Source organism: Serratia sp. JKS000199 (assembly GCF_900215455.1).
In the GTDB taxonomy this organism is placed as follows: Bacteria; Pseudomonadota; Gammaproteobacteria; order Enterobacterales; family Enterobacteriaceae; genus Serratia; species Serratia ureilytica.
Genome location: NZ_LT907843.1, coordinates 3,441,140 through 3,465,968, shown reverse-complemented (window position 1 = coordinate 3,465,968; position 24,829 = coordinate 3,441,140). Strand labels below are relative to the sequence as shown.

At 57.5% G+C, this 24,829-nt stretch carries 22 protein-coding genes; 18 read left to right on the top strand and 4 right to left on the bottom strand.

What is annotated here, in order from left to right:
• Positions 1–8 precede the first annotated feature (8 nt).
• A complete protein-coding gene (locus CPH57_RS16535; protein WP_060660288.1) occupies positions 9–818 on the top strand; it encodes a MoaF C-terminal domain-containing protein in 810 nt (269 codons plus the stop codon).
• A 1-nt stretch (position 819) separates the two neighbouring features.
• On the opposite strand, the gene lldD is transcribed toward CPH57_RS16535, so the two are convergent.
• The 3 genes from lldD to CPH57_RS16520 form a co-directional block, all read right to left on the bottom strand.
• Complete coding sequence (lldD, locus tag CPH57_RS16530; RefSeq protein WP_033632193.1) at positions 820–1,959, bottom strand: FMN-dependent L-lactate dehydrogenase LldD; 1,140 nt, start codon at positions 1,957–1,959, stop codon at positions 820–822.
• A gap of 42 nt (positions 1,960–2,001) precedes the next feature.
• Positions 2,002–3,585 (bottom strand): L-lactate permease, encoded by a 1,584-nt coding sequence (locus tag CPH57_RS16525; protein WP_033652156.1) that lies wholly within the window; start codon positions 3,583–3,585, stop codon positions 2,002–2,004.
• A gap of 323 nt (positions 3,586–3,908) precedes the next feature.
• Positions 3,909–4,829: a LysR family transcriptional regulator gene (locus CPH57_RS16520; RefSeq protein ID WP_033652155.1), complete on the bottom strand. Its 921-nt coding sequence runs from the start codon at positions 4,827–4,829 to the stop codon at positions 3,909–3,911.
• A 425-nt stretch (positions 4,830–5,254) separates the two neighbouring features.
• Here CPH57_RS16520 and CPH57_RS16515 point away from each other — a divergent pair, with 425 nt between their 5' ends.
• From CPH57_RS16515 to CPH57_RS16435, 17 genes are all read left to right on the top strand, one after another.
• Complete coding sequence (locus CPH57_RS16515) at positions 5,255–5,458, top strand: DUF4762 family protein (RefSeq protein ID WP_033652154.1); 204 nt, start codon at positions 5,255–5,257, stop codon at positions 5,456–5,458.
• Between the two features lie 171 nt (positions 5,459–5,629).
• Positions 5,630–6,295: a DsbA family protein gene (locus CPH57_RS16510; RefSeq protein ID WP_047026629.1), complete on the top strand. Its 666-nt coding sequence runs from the start codon at positions 5,630–5,632 to the stop codon at positions 6,293–6,295.
• A complete protein-coding gene (locus tag CPH57_RS16505; protein WP_089195122.1) occupies positions 6,295–7,239 on the top strand; it encodes an ABC transporter in 945 nt (314 codons plus the stop codon). The genes CPH57_RS16510 and CPH57_RS16505 overlap by 1 nt, the downstream gene beginning before the upstream one ends.
• Positions 7,240–7,258: 19 nt before the next feature.
• Entirely contained in the window at positions 7,259–9,376 is a 2,118-nt protein-coding gene (locus CPH57_RS16500; RefSeq protein ID WP_096242568.1) for a peptidase domain-containing ABC transporter, read from the top strand.
• A 70-nt stretch (positions 9,377–9,446) separates the two neighbouring features.
• Positions 9,447–10,541, top strand: a complete 1,095-nt coding sequence (locus CPH57_RS16495; protein WP_227711503.1) for an efflux RND transporter periplasmic adaptor subunit — start codon at positions 9,447–9,449, stop codon at positions 10,539–10,541.
• Positions 10,531–12,489: an ABC transporter permease gene (locus CPH57_RS16490; protein ID WP_096242567.1), complete on the top strand. Its 1,959-nt coding sequence runs from the start codon at positions 10,531–10,533 to the stop codon at positions 12,487–12,489. The genes CPH57_RS16495 and CPH57_RS16490 overlap by 11 nt, the downstream gene beginning before the upstream one ends.
• A gap of 26 nt (positions 12,490–12,515) precedes the next feature.
• Entirely contained in the window at positions 12,516–13,865 is a 1,350-nt protein-coding gene (locus CPH57_RS16485) for an efflux transporter outer membrane subunit (RefSeq protein WP_145957737.1), read from the top strand.
• A gap of 2 nt (positions 13,866–13,867) precedes the next feature.
• Positions 13,868–15,130 (top strand): beta-ketoacyl-[acyl-carrier-protein] synthase family protein, encoded by a 1,263-nt coding sequence (locus CPH57_RS16480; RefSeq protein WP_103101280.1) that lies wholly within the window; start codon positions 13,868–13,870, stop codon positions 15,128–15,130.
• Positions 15,131–15,141: 11 nt separating this feature from the next.
• The gene (locus CPH57_RS16475; protein WP_033644937.1) at positions 15,142–15,384 is read left to right on the top strand and encodes an acyl carrier protein; all 243 of its coding nucleotides are present in this window, start codon (positions 15,142–15,144) and stop codon (positions 15,382–15,384) included.
• A 547-nt stretch (positions 15,385–15,931) separates the two neighbouring features.
• Positions 15,932–16,480, top strand: coding sequence for a tyrosine-type DNA invertase (locus CPH57_RS16470; protein ID WP_033644811.1), 549 nt, complete (start codon positions 15,932–15,934; stop codon positions 16,478–16,480).
• Positions 16,481–16,962: 482 nt separating this feature from the next.
• Complete coding sequence (locus CPH57_RS16465; protein WP_033652146.1) at positions 16,963–17,478, top strand: fimbrial protein; 516 nt, start codon at positions 16,963–16,965, stop codon at positions 17,476–17,478.
• An 87-nt stretch (positions 17,479–17,565) separates the two neighbouring features.
• Positions 17,566–18,243, top strand: coding sequence for a molecular chaperone (locus CPH57_RS16460; protein WP_046687742.1), 678 nt, complete (start codon positions 17,566–17,568; stop codon positions 18,241–18,243).
• A gap of 105 nt (positions 18,244–18,348) precedes the next feature.
• Positions 18,349–20,898 carry a fimbria/pilus outer membrane usher protein gene (locus CPH57_RS16455; protein ID WP_096242565.1) on the top strand — a complete coding sequence of 850 codons (2,550 nt, stop codon included), beginning with the start codon at positions 18,349–18,351 and terminating at the stop codon, positions 20,896–20,898.
• A 10-nt stretch (positions 20,899–20,908) separates the two neighbouring features.
• Entirely contained in the window at positions 20,909–21,967 is a 1,059-nt protein-coding gene (locus tag CPH57_RS16450) for a fimbrial protein (RefSeq protein ID WP_046687740.1), read from the top strand.
• 60 nt (positions 21,968–22,027) lie between these two features.
• Positions 22,028–22,555 carry a fimbrial protein gene (locus tag CPH57_RS16445; protein ID WP_089197388.1) on the top strand — a complete coding sequence of 176 codons (528 nt, stop codon included), beginning with the start codon at positions 22,028–22,030 and terminating at the stop codon, positions 22,553–22,555.
• A gap of 59 nt (positions 22,556–22,614) precedes the next feature.
• On the top strand, positions 22,615–23,310 hold the full coding sequence (locus CPH57_RS16440) for a response regulator transcription factor (RefSeq protein WP_042785287.1): 696 nt from the start codon (positions 22,615–22,617) through the stop codon (positions 23,308–23,310).
• A gap of 45 nt (positions 23,311–23,355) precedes the next feature.
• Positions 23,356–24,039 (top strand): response regulator transcription factor, encoded by a 684-nt coding sequence (locus CPH57_RS16435; protein WP_096242564.1) that lies wholly within the window; start codon positions 23,356–23,358, stop codon positions 24,037–24,039.
• A 220-nt stretch (positions 24,040–24,259) separates the two neighbouring features.
• On the opposite strand, the gene CPH57_RS16430 is transcribed toward CPH57_RS16435, so the two are convergent.
• Positions 24,260–24,811 carry a tyrosine-type DNA invertase gene (locus CPH57_RS16430; protein ID WP_033644817.1) on the bottom strand — a complete coding sequence of 184 codons (552 nt, stop codon included), beginning with the start codon at positions 24,809–24,811 and terminating at the stop codon, positions 24,260–24,262.
• Positions 24,812–24,829 lie beyond the last annotated feature (18 nt).

The following is a 24,829-nucleotide window of genomic DNA, read 5'->3' as shown; positions in this document are numbered from 1 at the left end:
GAGCGAAGATGTCAGCAGAATCATCCGTACTGAATCAAAATGCCGAGCCGGACTGGAAGAATTACGACGATTTCGCGCGCGGCATCGATACCAACCGGTTGCCGGGTACCCAGGACTGGCGCGGCAAAACGCTGCAGATCGCCTTTGAAGACGGCGGGGACATCACGCTGCGTTTCAGCGCCGACCGGCAACGGGTGTTGTGGGCCTGGGGAGGGGAGAGCGGTGAGGACGCTTACGAAGAGGTGCAAACCTCCGCCGCGCGCTATTTCTTCAATATTCCGCTGCAGTCGCCGGGCAACGAATGCCTGACGCTGGTGCTCAACCGCGACAGCGGCCGGGCGCTGCTGGTGCGCAGCACGCTGTTGCCCGAACAAACGGTGGAAAAGGGATCCCGCCTCAAGCAAAGCTTCCACGTTGGGCTGATTGCCGGCGTCACGCCGGGCGGCATCGCGCCGCATCTGACCCGCGAGCTGATCGGTTATCGCACGCTGAACGTTTACAGCCCCAACCATTACTACGAGCACTTCTACGTCAACACCGAGCGTTATGCCTGGCAAAACCTGCGCGGCGAGCAGTTCGGGCACGGCGACATGGATTACGCCACTTACTACAAGTTTGAGGACGAGATGTTCCTGTTCACCTTCCGGGAAAAGATTATCCCGGTGTGCTCGGTGTTCTTCTTCGACTTTATCTCCGGGCGCTGCACCGGCACCTTCCTCGGGTTGGACGCCGCCGGCCGGGTGTTGGTGTCACCGGCCGGGGCCTTCATCAGCAAGATGAGCTACAACGCTTATCCGGATGGCGTGCAGCCGCTGTGAGTCAGGCGTTTCTGACCAGCGATCCGGCGTTGATCTCCGCAATGGTTTTCGCGCCGGTGAGCGTCATGGCGACGCGCATTTCCTTGTCGATCAGATCCAGCAAGTTAGCCACCCCGGCTTCGCCGGCCGCCGCCAGCGCATAGACGAAGGCGCGCCCCAGCAGCACGCTGTCGGCGCCCAGCGCGATCATGCGCACCACGTCCAGGCCGCTGCGGATACCGGAATCGGCCAGTAAGGTAATGTCGCCTTTCACCGCGTCGGCGATCGCCGGCATGGCGCGCGCGGTCGACAGCACGCCGTCCAGCTGGCGGCCGCCGTGGTTGGAGACGATGATGCCGTCGGCGCCGAAGCGCACTGCGTCTTTGGCGTCTTCCGGATCCAGAATGCCTTTGATGATCATCGGGCCGTCCCAGAATTCGCGGATCCACTCCAGATCTTTCCAGGAAATCGACGGATCGAAGTTGGCGCCCAGCCAGCCGATGTAGTCTTCCAGGCTGGTCGGTTTGCCGCGGTAGGCCGAGACGTTGCCCAGATCGTGCGGCTTGCCGAACAGGCCGACATCCCAGGCCCACTGCGGATGGGTAAACGCCTGCAGCACGCGGCGCAGGGCGGCGTTGGGGCCGCTCATCCCCGAGTGGGCGTCGCGGTAACGGGCGCCGGGCACCGGCATGTCGACGGTGAACACCAGAGTTTTCACGCCGGCGGCTTTGGCGCGCTCCAGCGCGTTGCGCATAAAGCCGCGGTCTTTCAACACGTAGAGCTGGAACCACATCGGCCGATCGATCGCCGGGGCCACCTCTTCGATGGGGCAGACCGACACGGTGGACAGCGTGAACGGAATGCCTTTTTTGGCCGCGGCGCGCGCGGCCTGCACTTCGCCGCGGCGGGCGTACATGCCGGTCAGCCCCACCGGCCCCAGCGCCACCGGCATCGCCAACTGCTCGCCGAACAGCGTGGTCTCCAGGCTGAGTTCGGACATATTGCGCAGCACGCGCTGGCGCAAGGCAATATCGGCCAGATCTGCGGTATTGCGCTTCAGCGTATGCTCCGCGTAGGCCCCGCCGTCGATGTAGTGAAACAGAAACGGCGGCAGTTTGGCCTGGGCGGCGGCCCGGTAGTCGGTTGACGCGGAGATGATCATAGTGTTTACCTTCTTGTCTTCTTGCAAATAACGGGTTGTCAGTCAGAGCGAGAGGATCGCCGCCATACCGGCCGCGATCCCGCCGTACGCCAGCATCGGCAGCGCGGTCTTTCTGATGATTTTGCCTTCGGCGTTGCCGATCCCCAGGATCGAACAGACCGCGATAATGTTGTTCAGGCATACCATGTTGCCCATGGCGCCGCCGACGGACTGCAAGGCCAGCGTCAGATTGACGTCGAGGCCGCTGCTCTGGGCGATCGATTGCTGAATGCCGCCGAACGTCAGGTTCGAAACGGTGTTGGAACCGGAGAAGAACGAGCCCAGCGCGCCGAGGAACGAAGAGAACAGCAGCCAGCTCTCGCCGGTCAGCGCCGCCAACGCTTTCCCGATCAGGATCACCGGCGCGTTGTCGCCGCCCAGCATCATCAGATTGACCATGACCAGCGCGCCGAACAGGGCGATAAAGGGGCGCGTGATGCGCCCGCCGGTTTCGCTGAACATTTGCCGCACCTGGCCGCCATTCAGACGGAACAGCGGAATGCACAACACCACCACCAGCAGGAACGGGATCAGCGCCGGGACATACAGCGTTTTGTAGCCGGCCGCGGCGGAGGTGCCCAGCACCTGCCGCAGTTCGACGATCAGCGCTTGGCTGATGCGCAGCTCCCCGAGCCAGCCGAGGTTTTCCTGCCACAGCAGCGTGGTGGTGTTGAGCAGCGCCTTGAGGCCCAACTGGTGAATGCGCGTCACTATCAGGATAGCAATCAGCAGCAGGGTCGGCGTCATCGCCTTGACCACCTGCATGAACGGCACCGCCTGCGCGGCGCTCTGCGGTTTTTCCGCGCGGGCGAGGCCAATGCCGCCGCGCGCCAGCAGCACCGACAGCGCCAGGCCGAGAGCGCCGCCGACCAGCGCCGGGAATTCATAGTTCACCTGGGCCAGCAGCAGATAGGGGACGGTGCAGCTCAGCACGCTGAGCAAGATAAACGGCAGGTTGCGGCGAATATCCTGCCAGGAAACGATAAAGCGCAGCGCCAGCAGAGGAATGACGAAGCCGGCGACAACGTGGATCAGCGCGGTTTGCCGGCCGATCTCCAGCAGGCTGGCGTCCGACAGGCCGAGGTTGGCGAAGCCGAACCAGGTGGGGGTGCCCACGGCGCCGAAGGAGACCGGTACCGAGTTCATCACCAGCGTCAGCAGGGCGACGCGCAGCGGGTTGAAGCCCAGCCCGACCAGAATCGGCGCGGCGATGGCGGCCGGGGTGCCGAAGCCGCTGGCGCCCTCGATCATAAAGGCGAACGCCCAGCCGATAATCATCAGTTGGGCCACCGGGTTGGGGCTAACGGTTTCCAACCAGCGGCGCACCACGTTTTCCGCACCGCTTACCTGCATCAGTTTGTTGAGCAGGATGGCGCCGGCAATGATGGTGATCGGCGTCAGCGTCGAGACCAGCGCGGTGATGATATTGGCATGCAGCAGCCGCAGTGAGGCATCGAACCACCAGAGCTGCAGGACATATACCACGGCGGCCGTCAACGGCAGGGCCAGATAAGAGGGCACGCCATTCCTTTTGGTCATCATCCATATCAGCAGGACGATGGGCGCAATACTGAAAAGCAGGGGCATAAGATCCTCAGGGTTATTATTTTTATGGGCAGAGATATGTAACTGAAAGGTTAATTACCGCAACATTTTCATTCTAATCACAACGTTGGCGATGATGCCACGCGATAATTTTTTAACGTCGGCGAATGGTGCCGGCGGCGGGAAAAATGTCGGCTGTTGAGGCTGAATTAAATTGATTTAAAATCAATTGGATGGGTTTTTATGTTGTGTAATGAATGCGCTGGATCACATTAATTAGGCGTTAATGTTCACGAGTTCATGTCCAAAAATGCGGTAATCCACGCGGTACTTTACGACGCGTGGAAATAATCAGGAGTGGAAACTTAAAAGTAGTGACTGATATTTTGATAGGAACCGATGATATGTTCGATCAGCAGGCGAGTTTTTAACGGCAGATTGCGGGTATAAGGGTAGACGGCGTAAATGCCCAATACCTTGCCGCAGTGGCCGGCCAGGATCTCCGTCAGTTTGCCGTCCTGCAAATCTTCGTACACCATGCAGCGCGGCACCATGGCGATGCCGTGGCCGCCGATCACCGCTTTGCGGATCGCCCGCGCATTGTTGGCCGACAGGTTGCCGTCAACCTGCAGCTCGTAGATTTCGTTGCGCCCTGGCCGCTTCATCAGCCAGTTGGCGGTGCCGCTCTCTTGATAGGTATAGGTCAGGCAGTTGTGGCTAAGCAGATCGTCGGGATTGCGCGGCTCGGGGTGGTTCTCCAGATAGCCCGGCGAGCAGACGATCACCCAGCGGGAATCGAAGATCGGCCGCGCAATCAGGCTGGAGTCCGGCATGGTGCCGGTACGGATCGCCAGATCGATGCCTTCTTCCACCAGATCGACGAAGCGGTTTTCCAGCCGCATCTCGACCTTCAGGCTGGGGTGCTGGGCGCAAAACTCCGCCACGCTTTCACTCAGCAGCAGCTCACCCGAAATGGTCGGCACCGACATACGAATGGTGCCGGTCAGCTCTTCGCTCTTTTCGCTGACGGCGTACAGCGCTTCCTGCACTTTGGCGCCGATCTCCTTGGCCTGCTGGTAGAGCGCCTGGCCGCTTTCGGTCAGCGTCAGGCTGCGGGTGGTGCGGTACATCAGCCGGGCGCCGAGCGATTTTTCCAACCGCCCGATGCGTTTGCTGACCACCGAACTGGTAATGCCGGCGCTCTCCGCCGCCTTGCTGAACGAGCCGCAGTCGACAATCAGGGCAAACAGAATCAGGTCGTTGGCGTATTCGTGAGTCGCGAGCATGGGCATCCTAAGAGTGAGAGTCCTGTTGCTCAGTGTAAGTCCGGCGCGGCAGGAAGCAATCTTTTCAGCCTGTTTCCAGCGCCGGTTAACTGGTCGGATCTGAAATTTTCTTGGTTAATTACCTCTTAAACTGAGAATTATCCTTCAAATAAATCGTGGCTATTCCGGGGGTGAAATTAACTTCCATGTTTTTATAAGTAATTAAATTAGAATAATCCTTATATCAAACGTTACTTATTCCACTAAGCCTGCGGTGCAGTGTAAATAATTGTATTGATCTGCTTGTGTGAGAGGGCTATTCTTTTTCCCGCAGCGCTCTCATTGTTATCAATTAAATGTTTTTCAATGTATTGAAGAATTACTCTGTCTTGCAGGCAGAGTGATGGGTAGTGTGTTTATATTTTAATATATATAAGGATATTGTAATGAAGAAAATCAATCTGTCTGAAGCGGCAAACATCGTCGGCGGTACTTTTGTGTGTACCAAGGAATTTGCCTGGGTGGGCGGTGGCAATAACCGCACTTGCCAACTGGTGACCACCTGTTCCGATAAGTTTGGCGGCGTGACCAAAAACTATCGTCCGGCGCCGGTGGCGAGCTGCCCTTCCACGCCGACAATCCCGAGCTGATGCGAGCTGAACGCTTGCAGTTAGGTTAGTGATGGACAGGCGGGGCGCTTGCGCGCACCGCCTGATAACGGAGATGAATTCCTTTTTTATCGCTGAACCGTCAATCTCCCTTTCTGATTTATAACGCTCATGCTCAAGTGAGTATTTATTTATTCGCAGGATGCGTCTGCTATGTATAAACGTCCTTTGCTGTTTTTTAGTTACACGCTCGTCATTATTTTCGCCTCTTCTTTTTTGACTGCGCTTTATTTCCAGCATTACGTTATGGCCTCGCCGGCGGCGGAAAGCCTGAGTTTTATCTCTCCGGAAAAAATAGAGCAAAGCCCATTGCAAGATGATAACGCCATTGTCGAAGTCTTCTCTTACGCCTGCCACTATTGTGAAGTTAACGAAAGCGGCGTGGCCGAGCTGGAAAAACGCTTACCGGCGGGAGCCAAATTGGTGCGCCTGCATCTCAGCGACGACGATCACGCCGGCATGGCGGCCTTTGCGCCCCTCTTCGCCACCCTGACGGTCATGGGGATCGAGGCGCAGCATCGTCCCGCCGCTTACCGCGCCATTATCAAAGAAAACCTCAATCTGGCGGATGAAAAGCAGCTCAGCGCCTGGTTGGTGGCCAACGGCATCGACGAGGCCGCCTATCAGCGGACCAGAGATTCAGAGCGGGTCAAGGAACTGTTGGCGTATATGACGGCGGTAAGCCGCTATTACCAGGTCAACGCGACCCCCAGCTTTATCGTCAATCGCAAATGGCTGGCGTTGCAAGACCGTGAGTTTTCCGCTTTCAGCCAGCAACTGCTGTCGCTGTTGCAGCACGATAAGCCGCTGGCCCCCTGATGCGCCTGCTCGCGGTTCGGGGCTTTCTGGCCTGGCGTAACGGCCTGGACGCCGTGGCGCGTCTCTCGGCTGTCCGCACCGGGGTGAGCCGGAGTCTGACGTGCGCTCTGCTGCGGCGCGTGGATTATCGCCTGTGGCTAAAGATGCAGAGGCGGTTGAGGTGGGGTCTGCAGCAACGCCGTTTTCGCCACCGGCAAGCGGTCGCTGAGGCGAATCGCCAAAGCCTGTTGGGCGACGGCAGGCTGGACTTCGCCTGGCTGATGCAGCGGCGACAATGGCTGGATTTGGCGGCGATCCAGGCCCGCAACGCCGCGTTGATGGAGCATTTGGCGCAGTGCACCTCACAGCTCAATCAGGTGGTGGAGCCGCTGCATCGCGCCGGGGTGCCGGTGTTGTTGGCGCCGATGCACACGGTTTCCGATGTGCTGGCGACGCTGGTCGGCGCGGGCGTTTATCCAGGGCGGGCAACGGTGATCGTTTCCGGCGACGCACAGACGTTAGCGCGGCGAGCGCCTGAGGGGGAATGGCGGCAGCGGCTCGACTATTGCTCGATTCACGACGATCCCCGGCATATTGCCGGCACCTTGTCGCAGGCGCTGCTGGAGGCGACGGAGCATCGGCGCAACATCATCCTCTTCCCGGACATCACGCCGGATTACACCTTGAACAGCACCCGGGACGCCTCGGCCAAACTGGCTTGCCGTTTGTTCAACCGGCCAGCGCATTTGCATAGCGGCATCGTTCGGTTATCTCGAGCGATGCGGGCTCGAGTGGTGTGCTATTCGCTTTATTACGAGCGCGGCGTTCGCATTCACATAGAAGAACCGATTGCCACAGAACAGGTCGGCCGCGCCGTGCCGGCGATCGTCGAGCGCACCCTGCGGCGACATGCGGATGATTGGCTGCTGTGGCATTCGCACTCTTTATTTTTTATCAACGAATAAGTCAGGGATATCACTACGCATGGAAAACACCCTCCCTACGCCGGTCTTGCAGAGCGAAATCAATGAATGCGGGCTGGCCTGCATCGCCATGCTGGCGGAAACGCAGGGCGTTCGCGCGCCATTGGCGGAACTGCGTGAGCGTTACCCCGCTTCGCAACACGGCACTTCGCTGGCGACGCTGTGCGCCATTTTAGGGGAGTTGGCGTTGCCGGCTTATCCGGTGGCGTTCGAGCACCGGGATCTGGCGGCGCTGCCTTTACCGGCGATTCTGCATTACGGCGCGGGCCACTATGTACTGCTGGCATATCGTCAAGGCGGTTACGTGTGCGTAATGAATCCGGCGTTGGGGCAACAGCTGCTGCCGTACGCCGCCCTGAAGGCGGAAATCAGCGGCTACGCATTGGTGCTCGATCGCGATGATTTACCGTCCACCGCCCCCGCCGTGCGGAGCCGCCGACGCGGTGCTTTCGCCAGTTTAAGCCTGAAGGATACCGCCGGCATCGCCGGCATTTATCGCCTGGCGGCGATGACGTTTCTTATCTCGCTGACGCTGTTCATCATGCCGATGATGGTCGCCAGCGCGATCAATCAGGTGTTCGCCATGGCCGGTGAGGTCGCGTTCCCTTACGCCTACTATCTGCTGGCGTTTGTGGCATCCACGGCGCTGGCCTTGATGGCGCGCATCATCACCGAGCGTTTTATCAAAAACTTCGTGTTGCTGCACGGCGCCGCCGGGTTTTCCCGCCTGCTGGAAAATTCGCTGAATTTCTTCAGCAAGCGCGCGCCCGGCGAGATTTTCAGTCGTTTCACCAGCTGGCAGATGGCCGCCGGCCAGAAAATCGAGCTGGATAACGGCCTGCGCACCGACTGGATCATCGCTGCTATCGCGCTGGCGGTGATGGGCTATTTGAGCCCGATGTTGGCGCTGGTGCCGATTGCCGGCGTACTGCTGATGGGGGCGATCAGCGTTTGGGCCATTTATCGCGATCGCCACTTCACCCAGCAGCTGCAGGTGAGAGGGGCGGCGCAGAATGATTTTATTCTGGAAACCATTCAGGGGTTTTCGACCATCAAGTCCGCCGGGCTCGCCGGCCAGCGGCAAGAGGGCTTTGCCGAGCATGCCCGTTCGCTGTTCAACTGCCTGCAGCGGCAAAAAGTCTATGAGCAGGTCAAGGGCAGCATTTATCAACTGATTGGCAGCCTGGAAATGGTGGTGTTCATGCTGCTGGCGCTGCCGCTGCTAAAGGGGGGCGAACTCAGTCTGGGGGCATTCTTCGCCTACAGCTTTCTGCGCGAAATTTTTACCTCTTACACCAGCAAGATCTTTTTTGCCGTCCTGCAGAAAAACCAACTGCACGTGATCGATGAGCGCGCGCGGGATCTGTTTCCTTCCGTATCTCTGCGTACCGGGTCTGGCGACGAAAGCGTGAACCATTTTGATGTGCAGTTGGCGTATCGGGGGGTGAGCTTCGCGTACGACGCCGGCCAACCGGTTTTGCGCGACCTGTCGCTGACGCTGGAACGGGGCGAGTGTATCGCCATCTGCGGCGGTTCCGGCGCGGGCAAGAGCACCTTGCTGAAGGTGCTCGCCTGTCTGTTGACGCCGCAGCGGGGGGAACTGACGCTGGATGGCCGCGTGCTGGCTAACGCCGCCGCGCAGCGGCTGTTCTTCCTGCAAAGCCAGGAGGACATTCTGTTCAATGCCTCGGTGTTGCAAAACGTCACGCTGTTCGCCCCGTCGGCGCCGGGCCAGCAGAGACAAGTGGAACAGGCGCTATGCAGTTTGGGGCTGGCGGATGCGGTGGCGCAGCTGCCCGGAGGCGTGAACGCTCTGGTGCGAGAGAGCCATGCCGGGCTGTCGCTGGGGCAACGGCAGCGTCTGTTGCTGGCGCGTGCCATGTACAGCCGTTGTCCGGTGTTGGTGCTGGATGAACCGACGGCGAATCTGGATGAAAAAACCGCTGCGGCGGTGATGTCGGCTCTGGTAGCGCATTGCCGCGAGAAGGGTAAAACCCTGGTGACCGTGACGCATAACCCGCGGCTGCTGCCGTTGTTTGATCGGGTGCTGCACTTGTCGCAGGGCCGGTTGTTGGCCGCCGTCGACACCAGGATGAATGACTGTGCTGAGGTGGAGTGACGTGCCCGGAAAGAAACGCTGGCGGCGTGTGGCGCTGGTGGCGATCGTGTTGGGGGGGCTGGCCGGCGGGCTGTTAGGGTTGAATCGGGCGCCTGACGTATCACCGCCGCAGACGGCGCGCGTCGATCGCGGCGACATCGAAAAAAGCGTGTTGGCTACCGGCATTTTGAAACCGGCCCGGCAGGTGAACGTTGGCGCGCAGGTCAACGGCCAACTGAAAAAACTGTATGTCAAACCGGGGGACAGAGTGGCTCAGGGCCAGCTGTTGGCCGAGATAGATCCGACGTTGCAACTTAACGAACTGCGCAAGTCGCAGGCCGAATTACGCAGCGCGCAGGCGCAGAAATTGGCGAGTCAGGCGCAGCTCAAGCAGTACCAACTGGAGTTGACGCGGCAAAGGGCGTTGGCGCGAGATCGTGCCGGCGTGGCCAGCGATTTGGAAAAAGCGCAGGCGCAGCACGACGCGCAACTGGCGCAGTTGAAAGTGAACGAGTCGCAGATCGTTCAGGCCGAAGTCGCGCAGGAAACGGCGAGAGCCAACCTGGCTTTTACCCGTATTACCGCGCCTATCGACGGCGAAGTGCTGGGTATCGTCACTCAGGAAGGGCAAACCATCGTCTCATCGCAAAGCGCACCGACCATTTTGGTGATGGCAGACGTGGATACGATGATGGTGCATACCCGCATATCGGAAAATGACATCTTGCAGGTGAGGGCGGGGCAGCCGCTGTGGTTTTATGTCGCCGCCGATCCCCGCCGCCGATATGAGGGGGTCATGGGTGCGATACAGCAAGCGCCGGCAGAAGCGCTGGAAGCCGATCCGCTGGGCAGAAATTCAAGCCAGCAAACGGCGGCGGTGTATTACAACGGCGTATTTGCCGTCGCCAACGGCGAACGTCGATTACGCACCGCGATGACGGCGCAGGTATTCATCATTACCGAACGCGCCACGGGGGTGGTGCGGCTGCCGATGGCGGCATTGGGAGAGGCTCTGGATGGCGAGCGCTATCAGATCAGAGTGTTGGAAGGCCAGCGGGTTGTCGCGCGCAGCGTGCGCATCGGGAAGCGCGATCGCCGCTATGCGGAAGTGTTGGAAGGCGTGAGAGTGGGTGAGCAAGTGCTGCTGGAACACCAGCCAGATACGGAGGGTGAGCATGTCAGCTAGCACGGATCCCATTATCGTTTTGGAGAACGTTTCGCGCGAGTTTCAAGCCGGAGAGCAGAAAATCACGGTCCTCAAACGCGTTTCCCTGAGCATTCAGCGGGGAGAAATGGTCGCTATCGTCGGCGCCTCCGGCTCCGGAAAATCGACGTTGATGAATATTATTGGTTGTCTGGACAAGCCTTCTCAGGGGGATGTGTACATCAACGGGGTGGCGATTGGGCAAGCCGACGGCAATCGCCTGGCGCGGCTCCGCAGTCGGCATATCGGCTTTATTTTCCAGCGCTATCATCTGATGCCCTATCTGACGGCCAGTGAGAACGTGGCGATCCCTGCATTGTATACCGCCATGCCGGCCGCCGAGCGCCGCCTGCGGGCCGCGCATTTGTTGGCTCGCCTCGGGTTGGCGCAGCGCGGTGGCCATCGTCCGGCGCAGCTTTCCGGTGGGCAGCAGCAGCGGGTCAGTATTGCCCGAGCTCTTATGAACGGCGCGGAAATCATTTTGGCCGATGAACCTACCGGCGCGTTGGATAGCGTCAGCGGTCAGGCGCTGATGGCCATTTTGCATGAGCTGAACGCTGTCGGACACACCGTGGTCATCGTGACGCACGATCGGCGGATCGCCGAGCAGGCGCAGCGGATCATTGAGATCGGCGACGGCGAGATCGTGGCGGATCGTCGCCACGATGCCGCCCGACAGCGTTTTGCGTTCGAGAGGCCGCTGGCGTTGGCTGCGCCGCTGAAACGCATGAGCCCTTGGGCGGCGCTGCGAGAGGCGCTCGGCATGGCTTGGCGGGCATTATTAGGGCATCGGGTCCGGGCATTATTATCGATGCTCGGCATCATCATCGGCATTGCGGCGGTCGTTTCCGCCATCGCCATCGGTGAAGGCACACGCCAAAGCATCCTCAGGGAAATCAGCCAGCTCGGCTCCAGCACGTTGGACATTCGTCCCGGATTGGGATGGGAAAAAACGCGTCCCGATTTTGCGCGTTCGCTGAGTGCGCGGGATGCAGCGCTGCTGGCGGCCTTGCCTTATGTCGACAGCGTTTCGCCGGTCATCAGCACTCAACTGTCGGCCGTGCGCGAAGGCAAGCAGGTGCCGCTCGCCGTGATGGGCGTCGGCGAAGGGTATTTCCGCACGCAGGGCATTCGGCTGCTTTCCGGTGGCCTGTTTACTGCGCAGGATCTGAGTGACCGCGCACCGGTGGCGGTGATCGATCCCTTGCTGCAACAGGCCCTGTTTTCTTCCCGGCAAGATCCGGTGGGCGCGGTTTTGCTGATCGCGGGGGTGCCTTATCGGGTGATCGGCGTCGCGCAGCGCCGCGGCGCCCAATACGCCGGTTCTCAACCGCTTGCCTGGCTGCCCCATACCTCCCTGACTGGCCGCATCGCCGGCGATATGCCGCTGGAATCGATTGTGATGCGAGTGAATGAAAAATTGACGTTGGAAGCGGCAAGGCGGGATGTGACCCGGCGTTTGACCGTAGAACATGGCCGGCGGGATTTTTTCACGCTGACCGACGATCAGCTGACGCAATCCATTCAGCGTGCCTCCGACTCCATGCGATTGCTGATTACCGCGATTGCCGCCATCTCGCTGCTGGTCGGCGGGGTGGGGGTGATGAACATCATGTTGGTTTCGGTGACGGAACGAACCCATGAGATCGGTATTCGATTGGCGGTGGGCGCCGCTGAGAAAGACATTATGCGGCAATTTTTGATTGAGGCGGTGGTGATCTGCAGCCTGGGGGGCGTGTTGGGGATCGCCTGCGCCGCGCTGGTTAAAGGGATTCTGAGCAGCTTGGCGCCGCAGGTGACGATGATCTTTACCTGGCCGCCATTGCTGCTGGCCTGCGGGTTCTCGGCGTTGATCGGCGTCGGGTTCGGCTTCTTTCCAGCCCGTGCCGCCGCGCGCCTGCAGCCGGTGGAGGCGTTGGCGCGAGAATGAACCGACTTTTGATTTATGGACTGGTCATGCTGTCTTTGAGCGCTTGCGGAGGGCGGCCGATCGACGCCACGGCGCCACCGTCGTTGCCGCAGCAGTGGCGCGTGGTCGATGAACGTTCCGGTTCATTGCGGGCAGGCGTCGCCTGGTGGGAAAACTTCAATGATCCGCAGCTTTCCTCGCTGATCGATGGCGTGCTCATCGCGAATCAGGATCTGGCGCTGGCTGGATTGCAGTGGCGTGAGGCGATGTTGGAGGCCGGGTTGGTAGCCGGCAATGCGACCCCCGACCTGGCCGCCAGCCTGAGTGGCCGCAATACCAAGGCATTGCGCGGCGCGGCGCGGCCGCAAGAAAGTTACCGCGCAGGGCTGTCACTGAGTTATGAACTGGATTTATGGGGCAAGCTGGCGCGCATTCGCGAGCAGGCTCAGTGGCTGGCCGTCGCTTCGGAGTTGGATCGGCGCAATACCGCGTTGACTTTGATCGGCGCTACCGCTCGCGGGTATTGGCAGATCGCCGATTTGAATCAGCAAGTCACCCATCAGCAACAGGCGGTGGCGTTCGCGCGTGAGACTGTACGGCTGGTGGCGGCACGTCACACCGCCGGCGACGTCGGCCGATTCGAGTTGTTGCAGGCGGAGCAAAACCTATTGGCGCGTGAGAATCAACGGGATGAACTGGCACGGCAGCGGGAAGACGCTCGCAACTCGCTGGCGCTGTTGTTCGGCCGTTCACCCTTGCTGCGATACAGCGAAAGGCGAGCGCTACCGATCAACGAGGTGCCCATTGCGCCACGTCTGCCGGCGGCGGTGATGGCGCGACGGCCGGATGTGCAGGCGGCGGAGCGGCGCCTGCGGGCGGCGCTGGCCGGTGCGGAGGCCGCTACATTGCGTTTTTATCCGACGCTGAGTCTGGATGCCGCACTGGATGCCGGCAGCGGGCTTTTCCGCCAATGGTTCAGTGAACCTTCGCGCTCGCTGGGCGCGACGTTGACGCTGCCGTTCATCGAGTGGCGCAAGATGCGCTTGTCCAGCGACAAAGCGGCGTTGCAGGCGCAGCGCGCGGAGATTCAATTTCGCGATACGGTTTACCGCGCGCTGTCTGAGGTAGACAGCGCCATGCGGGAACGTCTGGAAGCGCAGCGGCAAATCGGCAATCAGCAGCGGCATCTGGCGATGGGGCGACAAGCCGTGGCATTGGCCCGCCATCAATATCAGGCCGGTTCCGTCGCGCTGCAAACGTTGTTGGACGCGCAAGAGGCGGTGTTAGCCAGCGAGAATTCACTGTCGGCACTGCAATATCGCTACCTGAACGCCACGATGCAGCTCTGGCTGGCGCTGGGCGGCAACGAGGCTTTCGCATCCGGGCAAGGGGAGTAAGCATGGACAAAGAACGGAATACAAGACGCGTGGTGGTCACCGGTTACGGCGCCGTCACCGCGCTGGGTGGCAACGCGCAGCAAAACTGGCAGGCGATCATGGCCAACCGTTTGGCCTATCGCTATCACGATAAATCGGCGGCGGGGATCCACGCGCGCTTTTTTGCTTTGCTGGAGGCCGAACCGGCGTTGGAAGACGTTGCCGCGCGGGTAAGCCGCCGGCTGCCCAGATTCGCCAGGCTGGCGCTGGCCGCCGCCTCGGAGGCGATCGACATGGCGTTTTCATCTGGCCACGTGAGGCCAGGGCATTTTTATTCGTCGTTGGACTGCGGGGTGATTATCGGCAGCGGCTGGGGCGGCCAGGATGAGATCATGCAAAACAATGCGGACTATCTGCAATCCGGCATGGGGCAGCTGTTTGGCTGTTTTCACGCAATGCCCAATATTGCGACCGCCATATGCGGCCAACATTGGCAGTTACGGGGTTATCAAAGTTCGCCGGCGGCGGCCTGTGCGACCGGCGGCATCGCGATTGGCGATGCGTTTGAGGTGATCCGCAGCGGCCGCGCTTCAATGATGTTGGCCGGCGCGTCGGAATCACTGAGCGGCAATGGCGCGATATGGAACATCGACGCGTTGCGTTTGCTGAGTCGGGAGCAAAAGGATATCACCAAGGCCAGTTGCCCGTTCAGCCGGGAGCGCAGTGGCTTCGTGTTGGCGGAAGGGGCCGCCGTGTTGTGTCTTGAGGAGCGAGAGGCGGCTTTAGCGCGCGGCGCGACAATACTGGGGGAGGTCAAGGGATACGGCAACTTTTCAGACGCTTTTGACCTCACCGCACCGGCGGAGGATCCGCAGGCCAAGGTGAAAACCATTCGATGGGCTCTGGAACAGGCGGGGCTAGGCAATCATGAAATCGACTATATCAATGCGCATGGCACGTCGACGGCGCAAAGCGATGTGAACGAAACCGCTGCGATCAAGGCGGCTTTGGGGCGCGATGCTTACCGCACACCCATTTCCAGCACGAAATCCTATACCGGGCACTTGCTCGCCGCATCCGGCAGCTTTGAGGCGATCGTCTGCCTACAGGCGTTGCAGCAGCAAATGATGCCGGCAACCTGCCATTTGCACGAGAGCGATCCCGAATGCGATCTCGATTATATCCGCGAGGGGCATCGTCGCGGTCGTTTGCGCAATGTCATGAGTCTCAACTTCGGTTTCGGCGGCGCCAATGCAGCGCTGGTATTCGGCAATCACAATGGATAATGGTAGGGCATATGGAAAAGTATCATCGATTGTATGAGGCGATTTGCGGCCTGTTGTATGAAGCCAAAGGATTGGACAGAACGCTGCTATCGGCCGATATGCCGCTGCAACAGTTGGGGTTGGACAGCCTAGATTATATGGAGTTGATGCTGCTGGTTAGGCGTGAGTTCGGCATTACGCTCAATGCGGAAATGTTTATCGAACGGCCTGATCTGACCCTTGGCGAGCTGTGTCACGTTATGACCAGTCAATAATTCTCCCCCCCCAGGCGGCCGTGTGCGGCGGTCAGACCTGGGTTATTCCCCATCGTGACTTTTATTTCCTCCTGCCCTGACCTTTCCTCTTATCGATTCACATAAAGATTAATACTTATCGGTTTGGTTAAGATACGTTCGCGCCGGCGGATTTATTTCGTTTTTTTACGAGCCGTATAACGCTTTGAAACCCATGGCGCCTCGCGATTTTATTAGGATTTTTCTTTGTTTTGTCGGTTTGTTTGCCAATTTTAGCGCATGTGTGAAATGGAAGTATTAACGCAAACTAAAGTGAATCGGGAAGTATGACGTCCTTATTATTTCTGATGGTGGCAGTTGAGCTGCGGTTTTCATTAATGAGGGGGCCTCAAGGGGGGCGCTGAAGGGGGGATTAATCCCTGTACACTGTTCGCGTTTGGCAAATCCGTTATACTCCGCGCTGGATGCAGGAACCTATCCATAGCCAGGGGAAACCCTGAGTGTCCATTGTGGTGATGTAAAAGGAAAATGACAGCCACATTTTTCCGATCAAAGTAATAGAGGTTGTATGTCTAATCGTAAACATCTGACGCCTTCTGAAGTGGAGAGACTGCTTGAGGTCACGCTGCATGGAAAGAATCCAGAACGCGATTATTGTCTGATTTATATGTGTTTTATTCATGGTTGCCGCGCCAGCGAAATTGGGGGATGGCGTTTGTCGGACATCGATCTGGAAGGCGGCAACATTTATGTTCATCGCTTGAAGAATGGTTTTTCCACGGTGCATCCGCTTTATCTGCGAGAAAGGCAATGTTTGCGGCGTTGGCTGGATAAACGCCGGCAACACCGTTGGGCCGATCAGGAATGGTTATTTCTTTCCAATCGGGGCGGGCGTTTGTCGCGCCAACGTATTTACGGCCTGCTTCGTCATTACAGTAAGGTGGCGAAACTGGAGATTAACGCCCATCCGCATATGCTGCGGCATGGTTGCGGATTTGCGTTGGCGGACCGAGGTATCGATACCCGATTAATTCAGGATTACCTCGGGCACCGAAATATTCAGAATACAGTGATTTATACCGCCAGCAATGCACAGCGCTTTAAAGAAATTTGGTAAGCGCGATTTAATAGAGTAACGGCAAGGAGTCACTTTGAACTAAACTGAAACATACTGTAAGGACGCGTAAAAACAATGTCAATATTCCTACGCTCACTTTGTCTGACAAAGGGGAATTTTATTTAAAAACATATAGTTGAGTTAATGTTTCATTTCTTCCGCACTCCAGCCATCTAAGCAAAATCCTAATCAAAGAAAAGTCAGTTTAAATCAATCGGCCAATCCCTTGGTTTTTTGGTCTGATTTGAGGTTATTTTGTTTTCTATTTGGCTTTAAATTCTGTCTTTTATTTGTTTTTTGGTTTTAAAAACCAAAGGAGTCACTTTAGTTCAAAATGAATCGTTTGGGTGAATAAGCCTTAGGCCATCAATAAGTTTGGTCAAGGGTATTTGCTCTTCGTGGAACTAAATAAAAGGGAATGACATTAAGGATATGTCGGAAATAAAACCATGCATATTTTGCATAATTTTAAGGAAAGTAGGATGAAAAAGAATCTGCTGGCTGTAGCTGTTTTGACCGCGTCTGCATTTACCACCTCCGTATTTGCCGCTGATGGCAAGCTGAATATCACCGGTAGCATCACCGATCAGTCGTGCACCGTTGATCCGGACTCCCAAAACAAGCAGGTCGCTCTGGGTAAGATCGCCAAAGATGCGTTTATTCAATCTAATACTGCAGGTGCCAAGGCATTCAACCTGGTGTTAAAAAACTGCCCGGCGACTGTCACCGGCGCCACCGTGCGTTTTGACGGCACTCAAGTTCAGGGCCAGTCCGGGTTGTTGAAGCTGACTGACGCCGCCGATGTTGCTGGTGGCGTTGGCGTACAGTTGCTGGATGATGCCAGCAATGTGCTCAATATCGGCAACGATTCCCGCGTATATACGCTGGCAGAGAACAAAGACAACGTTCTGGGCTTTGTGGCGCGTTATTACGCTTACGATACCGTTTCCGTCGGTAGCGCGAACGCCACCGCCAACTTCACTATCGCCTATCAGTAAATTCACGCCGTTATATCGGCGTGAGCGTTAGAAAAATGGGCCAGAGGCTGTGTCTCTGGCTCTTTATTCATCGGGGAAGATAACAAAATGAAAGCGGGATATTTTGCGCTGACGGCAGCGTTATTGATGGCGCTTTGGGCTCCGGCTCAGGCCGGCGTGATCGTGGGCGGGACACGGCTGATATACGACGGAGGTAAAAAAGAGTCCGCTCTGAATATCAATAATCCGGATGCGGTGCCTTATTTGATCCAATCCTGGGTCGATGCTCAAGAGGGGGAAAGCGCTAAAGCGCCGTTTATCATCACCCCACCGTTGTTTCGCTTGGACGGCGGCCAAAATAACCTGCTGCGCGTAGTGCGTGCGGGCGGCAATTTGCCGACGGACAGAGAATCGCTGTATTGGCTGAATGTGAAGTCTATTCCTTCGGTAGAAAAGAAAGAAAACACGCTGCAAATTGCGATCAAGACCCGCATCAAGCTGATTTATCGTCCCCAGGGACTGGCCGGCAATCCGGAAGAAGCGGCCGGCAAAGTAACGTGGCGGCGCAGCGGCGATCGGCTGCAGGTGACCAACCCTTCACCCTATTACCTCACCTTTTTTAATTTGAAGCTGAACGGCAGTGCCATTACCGGCAACACCATGGTTGCGCCGCAAGCTACCGCCAGTTTTCCGTTACCGACGGCGAAGGGTGGGGGAGGCAGCCTGAGCTGGCAAATCATCAACGACTATGGCGGAACCGGCCAGACCTATACCGGCACGTTATAGCCGGGCCGCGATGCGTGTTTTTTGGCCCCGGAGTAACGCTGGGGCCAGCGTTCGGCTTACCTGAATTTTAGGCGGCTGAGCCAATCGGGACAGGGAGTTAAAAGGATGAATAACCCGAATAGCATTGGTTTACCAGGGACACGATCGATTTTGGCCGGTTTGATGTCTTGCCAGGTGGCGCTGCTTTATCCAATCGGTGCAGCGCATGCACGTGATTACTTCAACCCGGCGCTGTTGGAGATTGACAACCCGGCGCTGCGTGGCGCCGATCTCTCCGTATTTGAGGAAAACAACAGCCAGGCGCCCGGCACTTATCGGGTCGATCTTTACCTTAACGGCGAACAGGTTGACAGTCTCGACGTCGAGTTCCGGCTGATGCCGACGGCTGGCGGAAAGCAAGCGCTGCAGCCTTGTTTCAGCGCGGAAAAATTGGCCGAATTGGGGGTGAGAGTCTCCATGTTCCCGGCGATCGCGGCGGAGGAGCGCTGCGTCAATCTGGCGCAGGCCATTCCTCAGGCTTCGACGGTGTTCCAGTTTAATCAGCTGAGATTGAATCTGAGCATTCCGCAAGCGGCATTGAACTTAAATGCGCGCGATTATGTTTCTCCGGATAAATGGGACTCCGGCATACCGGCGTTGTTGGTCAATTACAACTTCAGCGGCGCCAATAGCCAAACACGCGGCAGCGAACGGCAGAACAACAATAACTATTACCTCAATTTACGCTCGGGCATCAACTGGGGCGCCTGGCGTTTGCGTAACTATTCCATCTGGAATCACTACACCGGCGGCGCTTCATCCTGGCGTTCAATCAATACCTATCTGCAGCGCGATATTGTTGCGTTGCAAAGCCGCCTGACTCTGGGCGACAGCACAACGTCCAGCGAGGTGTTCGACAGCGTACAGTTCCGCGGCGGGCAATTGGCTTCTGAAGATGACATTCTGCCGGACAGTATGAAGGGCTACTCGCCGGTGGTGCGCGGGATTGCGCGCACTAACGCGCAAATCGTGATCCGGCAAAACGGCTACGTGATTTATCAAAGTTATGTGCCGCCGGGTGCGTTTGAAATTACCGATCTGTACCCCACGGGCGGCAGCGGCGATCTGAACGTCAGCGTGCGCGAGGCTGACGGGCAGGAGCAACATTTCGTGGTGCCTTATGCCGTGGTGCCGGTATTGCAGCGTGAAGGGCGTTTCAAATACAGCCTGACCAGCGGGAAATACCGTTCATACAGCGGCGGCGTTGATGAACGTCCGTTCAGCCAGGCCACCGGCATCTACGGTTTGCCGTGGGGGGCCACGTTGTACGGCGGCGTGCAAGCCGCCAGTAAGTACCAGTCTCTGGCGCTGGGGTGGGGGCAGAACATGGGGGCGGTGGGGGCGCTGTCCGCTGATGTCACTCAGGCATGGACCAAGCAGGAAACTCGGCCGAAAGAGCAAGGGCAATCATGGCGCCTGCGTTACGGCAAAAACTTCATTGAAACCGGCACTAACTTCAGCTTGGCCAGCTACCGCTATTCCACGCGTGGTTTTTATAGCCTGCAAGAGGCGCTGGAGAGTTACGGCGGCAACAGCGCGATCTATAACGATCACAAAAAGAGCCGTGCCGAGTTGACGATGAGCCAGAGCCTGTGGGATCTGGGAGGAACGCTGTCGCTCAGCCTGTTTAACGAAGACTACTGGAATGACAATCGTCGTTCGCAGTCGGTCAGCCTCAGCTACAACAACAGTTGGGAAGCTGTCAGTTACGGACTGAATTACACCTTCAGCCAGAACGGGTATGACAACAACGGCAACCGCAGCAATATTCGCGACCATATCGTGGCCTTCAACGTCAGCGTGCCGCTCAGCAAATGGCTGCCTGGCAGCTACGCCACCTACAACATGAACGCCAGCCGCAACGGCGCCACCAGCAACAATCTTGGGTTGAGCGGCACCGCTTTGCCGGGCAACAACCTGAACTACAGCATCAGCCAGGGCTACACCGGCAGGGGCGTGGGGGCGAACGGTAATATTCAGGCGGACTACAAAGGCGCCCTCGCCGAGTGGAACCTGGGGTATGGCTACGATCGCCATCGCCAACAGGTGAGCTACGGCGTGCAGGGCGGTGTTCTGGTGCACCAAAACGGCGTCACGCTGTCGCAGCCGCTGGGCGATACGGTGGCATTAGTGCAGGCGCCCGGCGCTTCAGGGGTGGATGTTTTGAACCAGACCGGGGTCAGCACCGACTGGCGCGGCTATGCGGTTGTGCCTTACCTGACGCCTTATCGGCGCAATATCGTCGGCCTGGACGGCGAGTCTTTCGCCGAGGATGTCGATATGACCTTGAGCAGCCAAACGGTGATCCCAACCCGTGGCGCCGTGGTGCGTGCCAGCTTCAATCCGGATGTCGGTGCCCGCGTGTTGCTGACATTACTGACGCGCAGTGGCAATCCGGTGCCGTTCGGCGCCACCGTCAGCAATCTCAATAGCCCCTCTGATAATGCCGGCATTGTCGGTGACGGCGGGCAGGTTTATTTGGCCGGCATGGCGGAGAGTGGCCGGCTGCAGGTTAAGTGGGGCAATGACGCGGCTCAGCAGTGTCAGGCTAACTATCAATTGGCTAATCAGCCAGAGAGCGGCGGAATACGTCTCGTTAACGGACTGTGTTTATAAGGTGCAGACAATGGCGACAGGAATATCGATTCAACGCAGGGCGATCGCCGGTGGGCTGCTGGCGTGCGCAATACTGGCTGTACAGCAGGCGCAGGCGGCGCCAGGGCAGTGTACGCCGATATCAGGAACGCACGGCTTTTCATTTGCCTTTTCCCCAAGCTTAAGCGACCCATCGCAAAACGTGACGGGGCGGATTATCAAGAACGCGGATAAGAACGCATGGAACTTGCCCGGTTCGTATTATGTGAAATGCGAATGTACCGCTCGCACGGCTTCTTACATCACCGCCAAAATGCTGTTGACCAACCCGGTATTTCAGGAGGGCGGATTGACGTATTACGCGTTGAACGAATATTTGGGCGTCGCCAGCGAGGTCTTCGTGGCGGGGCAGCGCAATGAATACCTTGCTGCACCCTTTACCAATGAGACTAACCGTAAGACCAGCATGGATGGCGATGATGAATCCTGCGCCCGTTCGCCCTACAACAGCGGCGCGCGTGGGCGCATTCACCTGTATTTCCGTCGGCCCTTCGTTGGCGTGACGGCGATCCCGAATACCCGACTGGTGGAAACGTATGTATCGGTAGTGAGTGGCGTGAAAAGCGATACGCCGGTTTCCACCATCTCTATGAGCGGTACCGTCACCGTGCCGCAGAGTTGCGAGATCAGTCCCCAGACGGTGGTGATCGACTTTGGCGATATCGTCAGCACCCATTTCCAAACGAAAGGCGCGATGCCACCTCGTTTCACACCGGAAGAGAGAACGCTGACGCTGTCTTGTCGCAATATTTCCGAGGGCGTCAAAGTCAGTCTGTCATTTCGCGGCGAGGCCGACGGCAACATGCCGGAGGCGCTGAAGACCAGCAACCGCGACATCGGCGTGATGATTAAGGATATGCAGGGCAATGTGATTCGGCCGCAGAGCGGGCGCTTGCCCATCGATGACTTCAACTATCCCGACCAAAGCGGCAGTTCGCGGATCAGCGTATATCCGATCAATACCACCGGGCAAGCCCCTTCAGTGGGGCAGTTTAATGCCACGGCAACCATTCAGGCCGAAATCCAATAAACGGATATTTCAACGGCAGCGGGCTGACGGGCCCCTGCGTTTAACGACAAGGAGCAGATTATGGTGAAAATGTGTAATCGTTTTGGCTGCAACCTGGCGCTGACCGGCGCGTTGCTTTTGACCGTACCGGCGGCGCTCGCGGTATCGAAAATAGTGATTAGCGGCAACATTAAAGCCGCCCCCTGCGAAATCGACGGTGCGAACGGCACTGTGTCCGTCAATTTGGGAGACGATATTTCCGCTGCTACCCTGGCGACGTCCGGGGCTTTCAGCCCCTGGATAGAGTTTCCTCTGACGTTAAAAAACTGCCCAAGCACCACCACCTCTGTCGTCGCGACCTTCAGCGGGACGCCCGCCGAGGAAAGCGCCAGCTTGTACAAGAGCAACGGCGGCTCTCGTCGGGTGCAAATTGAGTTGCAGAATAGCCAAGGGGCCAACCTGGGCAATGGCAAGAGCATGACGCAACTGGTGGATCGCGCGACGAATAATGCCAGATTCGATTTACGTGCGCGGGCATACAGCACCCATGGCGGATCGACGCCAGGTTCAATAGACGGCGCTCTGCAGGTCACTTTTGTCTATCAGTAGGCAATGGGACAAAAGGACCGGCGTGGGCGGAAGGTTAACGACAGAGTTAAGGTGATGATATGAAAATCAATTATCCCAATGGAATGGCCTTGGCGGCGGGCAATGAAGCGGCGGGTGCCGTGGCTGTCATGGAACCCTGCGCCATGACGGCTCTGGGGATGAGAAACCGGTTGATTGAATCCTGTGGTCTCCAACCTGGCAACATTCGGCAGGTGGCAAATCTGGTGGAACTGAGAGCCTTATTGACTGAGCATCCGCATCGTTTATTGGTGATGGAGCTGTGTGGTCAATCAGAGTCGGTATTGGAGGGATTCAAGCTGATCGCTGAGGTGCGGGAAAACTCGCCGGACACCGCGATTGTCATCTGTACGGCATTGGATGAACCGAGGCTGTTGCGGCAGCTCATCGCTTCCGGTATTCGCGGCCTGATGCTGAAGCAGGAACCGGCTATTGCATTGACCCACTGTGTTCAGCAAGTCCTGACAGGCAGTTGCAGCTTCAGCCACCGGGTACGCCAACGTCAATTGCATGAGGCTGGCGCCGATAAACCGCTGACGGCGAAGGAACTGGATGTGTTGACCCAACTGTTTTCCGGTAAGAGCGTGACCAGCGTGGCGCTGACCATGTGCCGTGATATCCGCACCGTCAGCACCCATAAACGCAATGCGATGTTGAAGCTGGGGTTTCACAGCGATGGGGAACTGTATCTTCAGGGGAAATGGATGGCTGCGCAAGGTTCATCCTTGGTTCGCTAGGCAAGCGCACGAGGTCTCGTGGGCAAGCAAGCATAGGAGCAGATTATGCATTTATGGCGTCAGCAACCGCTGAACATAGCATTAATGGACAGATGTCCATTGACGCTGGAAGGGTTGGCCAGTTTTTTAAAAACGCTGCCAACCCAGGTAAAAGTCGTCGTAAAGGAAACCAGCGTACGTGCGGTAGTGGATAGCGTGGTCTATCAGCAGGCTGACGTGCTGATTACCGAACTGGACGGTGAAGATGAGACGCCCGCTAAGGGCAGGGAAGCGTTGCTGGCCCTGTGCACGCAACTGCCCGAATTACGGGTGATTGCCTATACCCGTTGCCGTAATGCAGAAGAGTTAGGGCGATTGTTGCCTCAGCCCAATGTCAGCATCGTCGCCAGAGATGACGCTTTACCGCTGGTGGCGGAGTTTTTTAATCGGGTCTTGCTTGGGGAGCGAGTGTTGAGCCCACAGATAGGGACTTTTCTGGCCCCCTCGGTTAGCGCAGATGAGGTGTTCACCCGAAAGCTGACTCGCTGCGAGACTGATGTGTTGGCCTTTTTGTTCAACGGCATGAGCCTGCGGCAAATTGCCGAATTGCAACGCCGCAGCATCAAGACGATCAGCGCGCATAAATGCAGCGCCATGCGCAAACTGCAGGTGAAGAATGACAGCGAACTGTTTTCATTGCACGGCAATATTACGCGGCAATTTGGCGGGAAGTGGTCAAAGGGGACTTAATCGTTAATGACAGGGTATAAGCAGGTAGCATAGGCGTTGAAAAAACAATCAAACAAGTGTTCCCCTGGGCGGGTGGATGAAAGCAGCTCGGCGTTGGAATAGTGCTGAATTAGACCGTTGTTGGCGTGCCGGGCTGCATTTTCCCATCCGATATTTTTACCTTACTCGATGCGCATGTTAAAAGAAGATGAGCGCCTGCATCGTTATTTCCATCGTAAGATTAAATGCTGATCGTGCGGAATCGCTCTACATTGGTTGCGGTGTAGATCACCGTATTCTGGATATTTTTGTGCCCTAAATAATCCTGAATCAAGCGCGTATCGACCCCGTTATCTGCAAGCGCGTAACCGCAGGAGTGTCGCAGCATGTGAGGATGAACCTGAACGCTAATGCCGGCCATTTCACCGTACATTCTCATTAGGCGATACAGTTGCTGACGTGAAATTTGCCCGCCGTGGCGCGACAGAAATAACCATGGGGAATTGGCGTCAGGATAGTTCGCCCGCTGGGCCAGCCAGTTTAACAGCGCCTGTCGTTCTCGCGGCTGAATGGGGTGCTGAACGGAAAAACCGTTCTTTAGCCGAGATATATGGATCCGATGGGAGGTAAGATCAATATCTTGCAGGCGTAATGATCGCAGTTCGCTCACCCGCAAGCCGTGAATGAAGCACATTAATAGTAAACAACGATCTCGAATGCTATTTTTACCCTCATGCACGGCGGCAATCAGTTGTTCAATTTCAATCTGGCTAAGGAATTTCCTTTTTTTCATTTTCCTTTCCTGCGTATC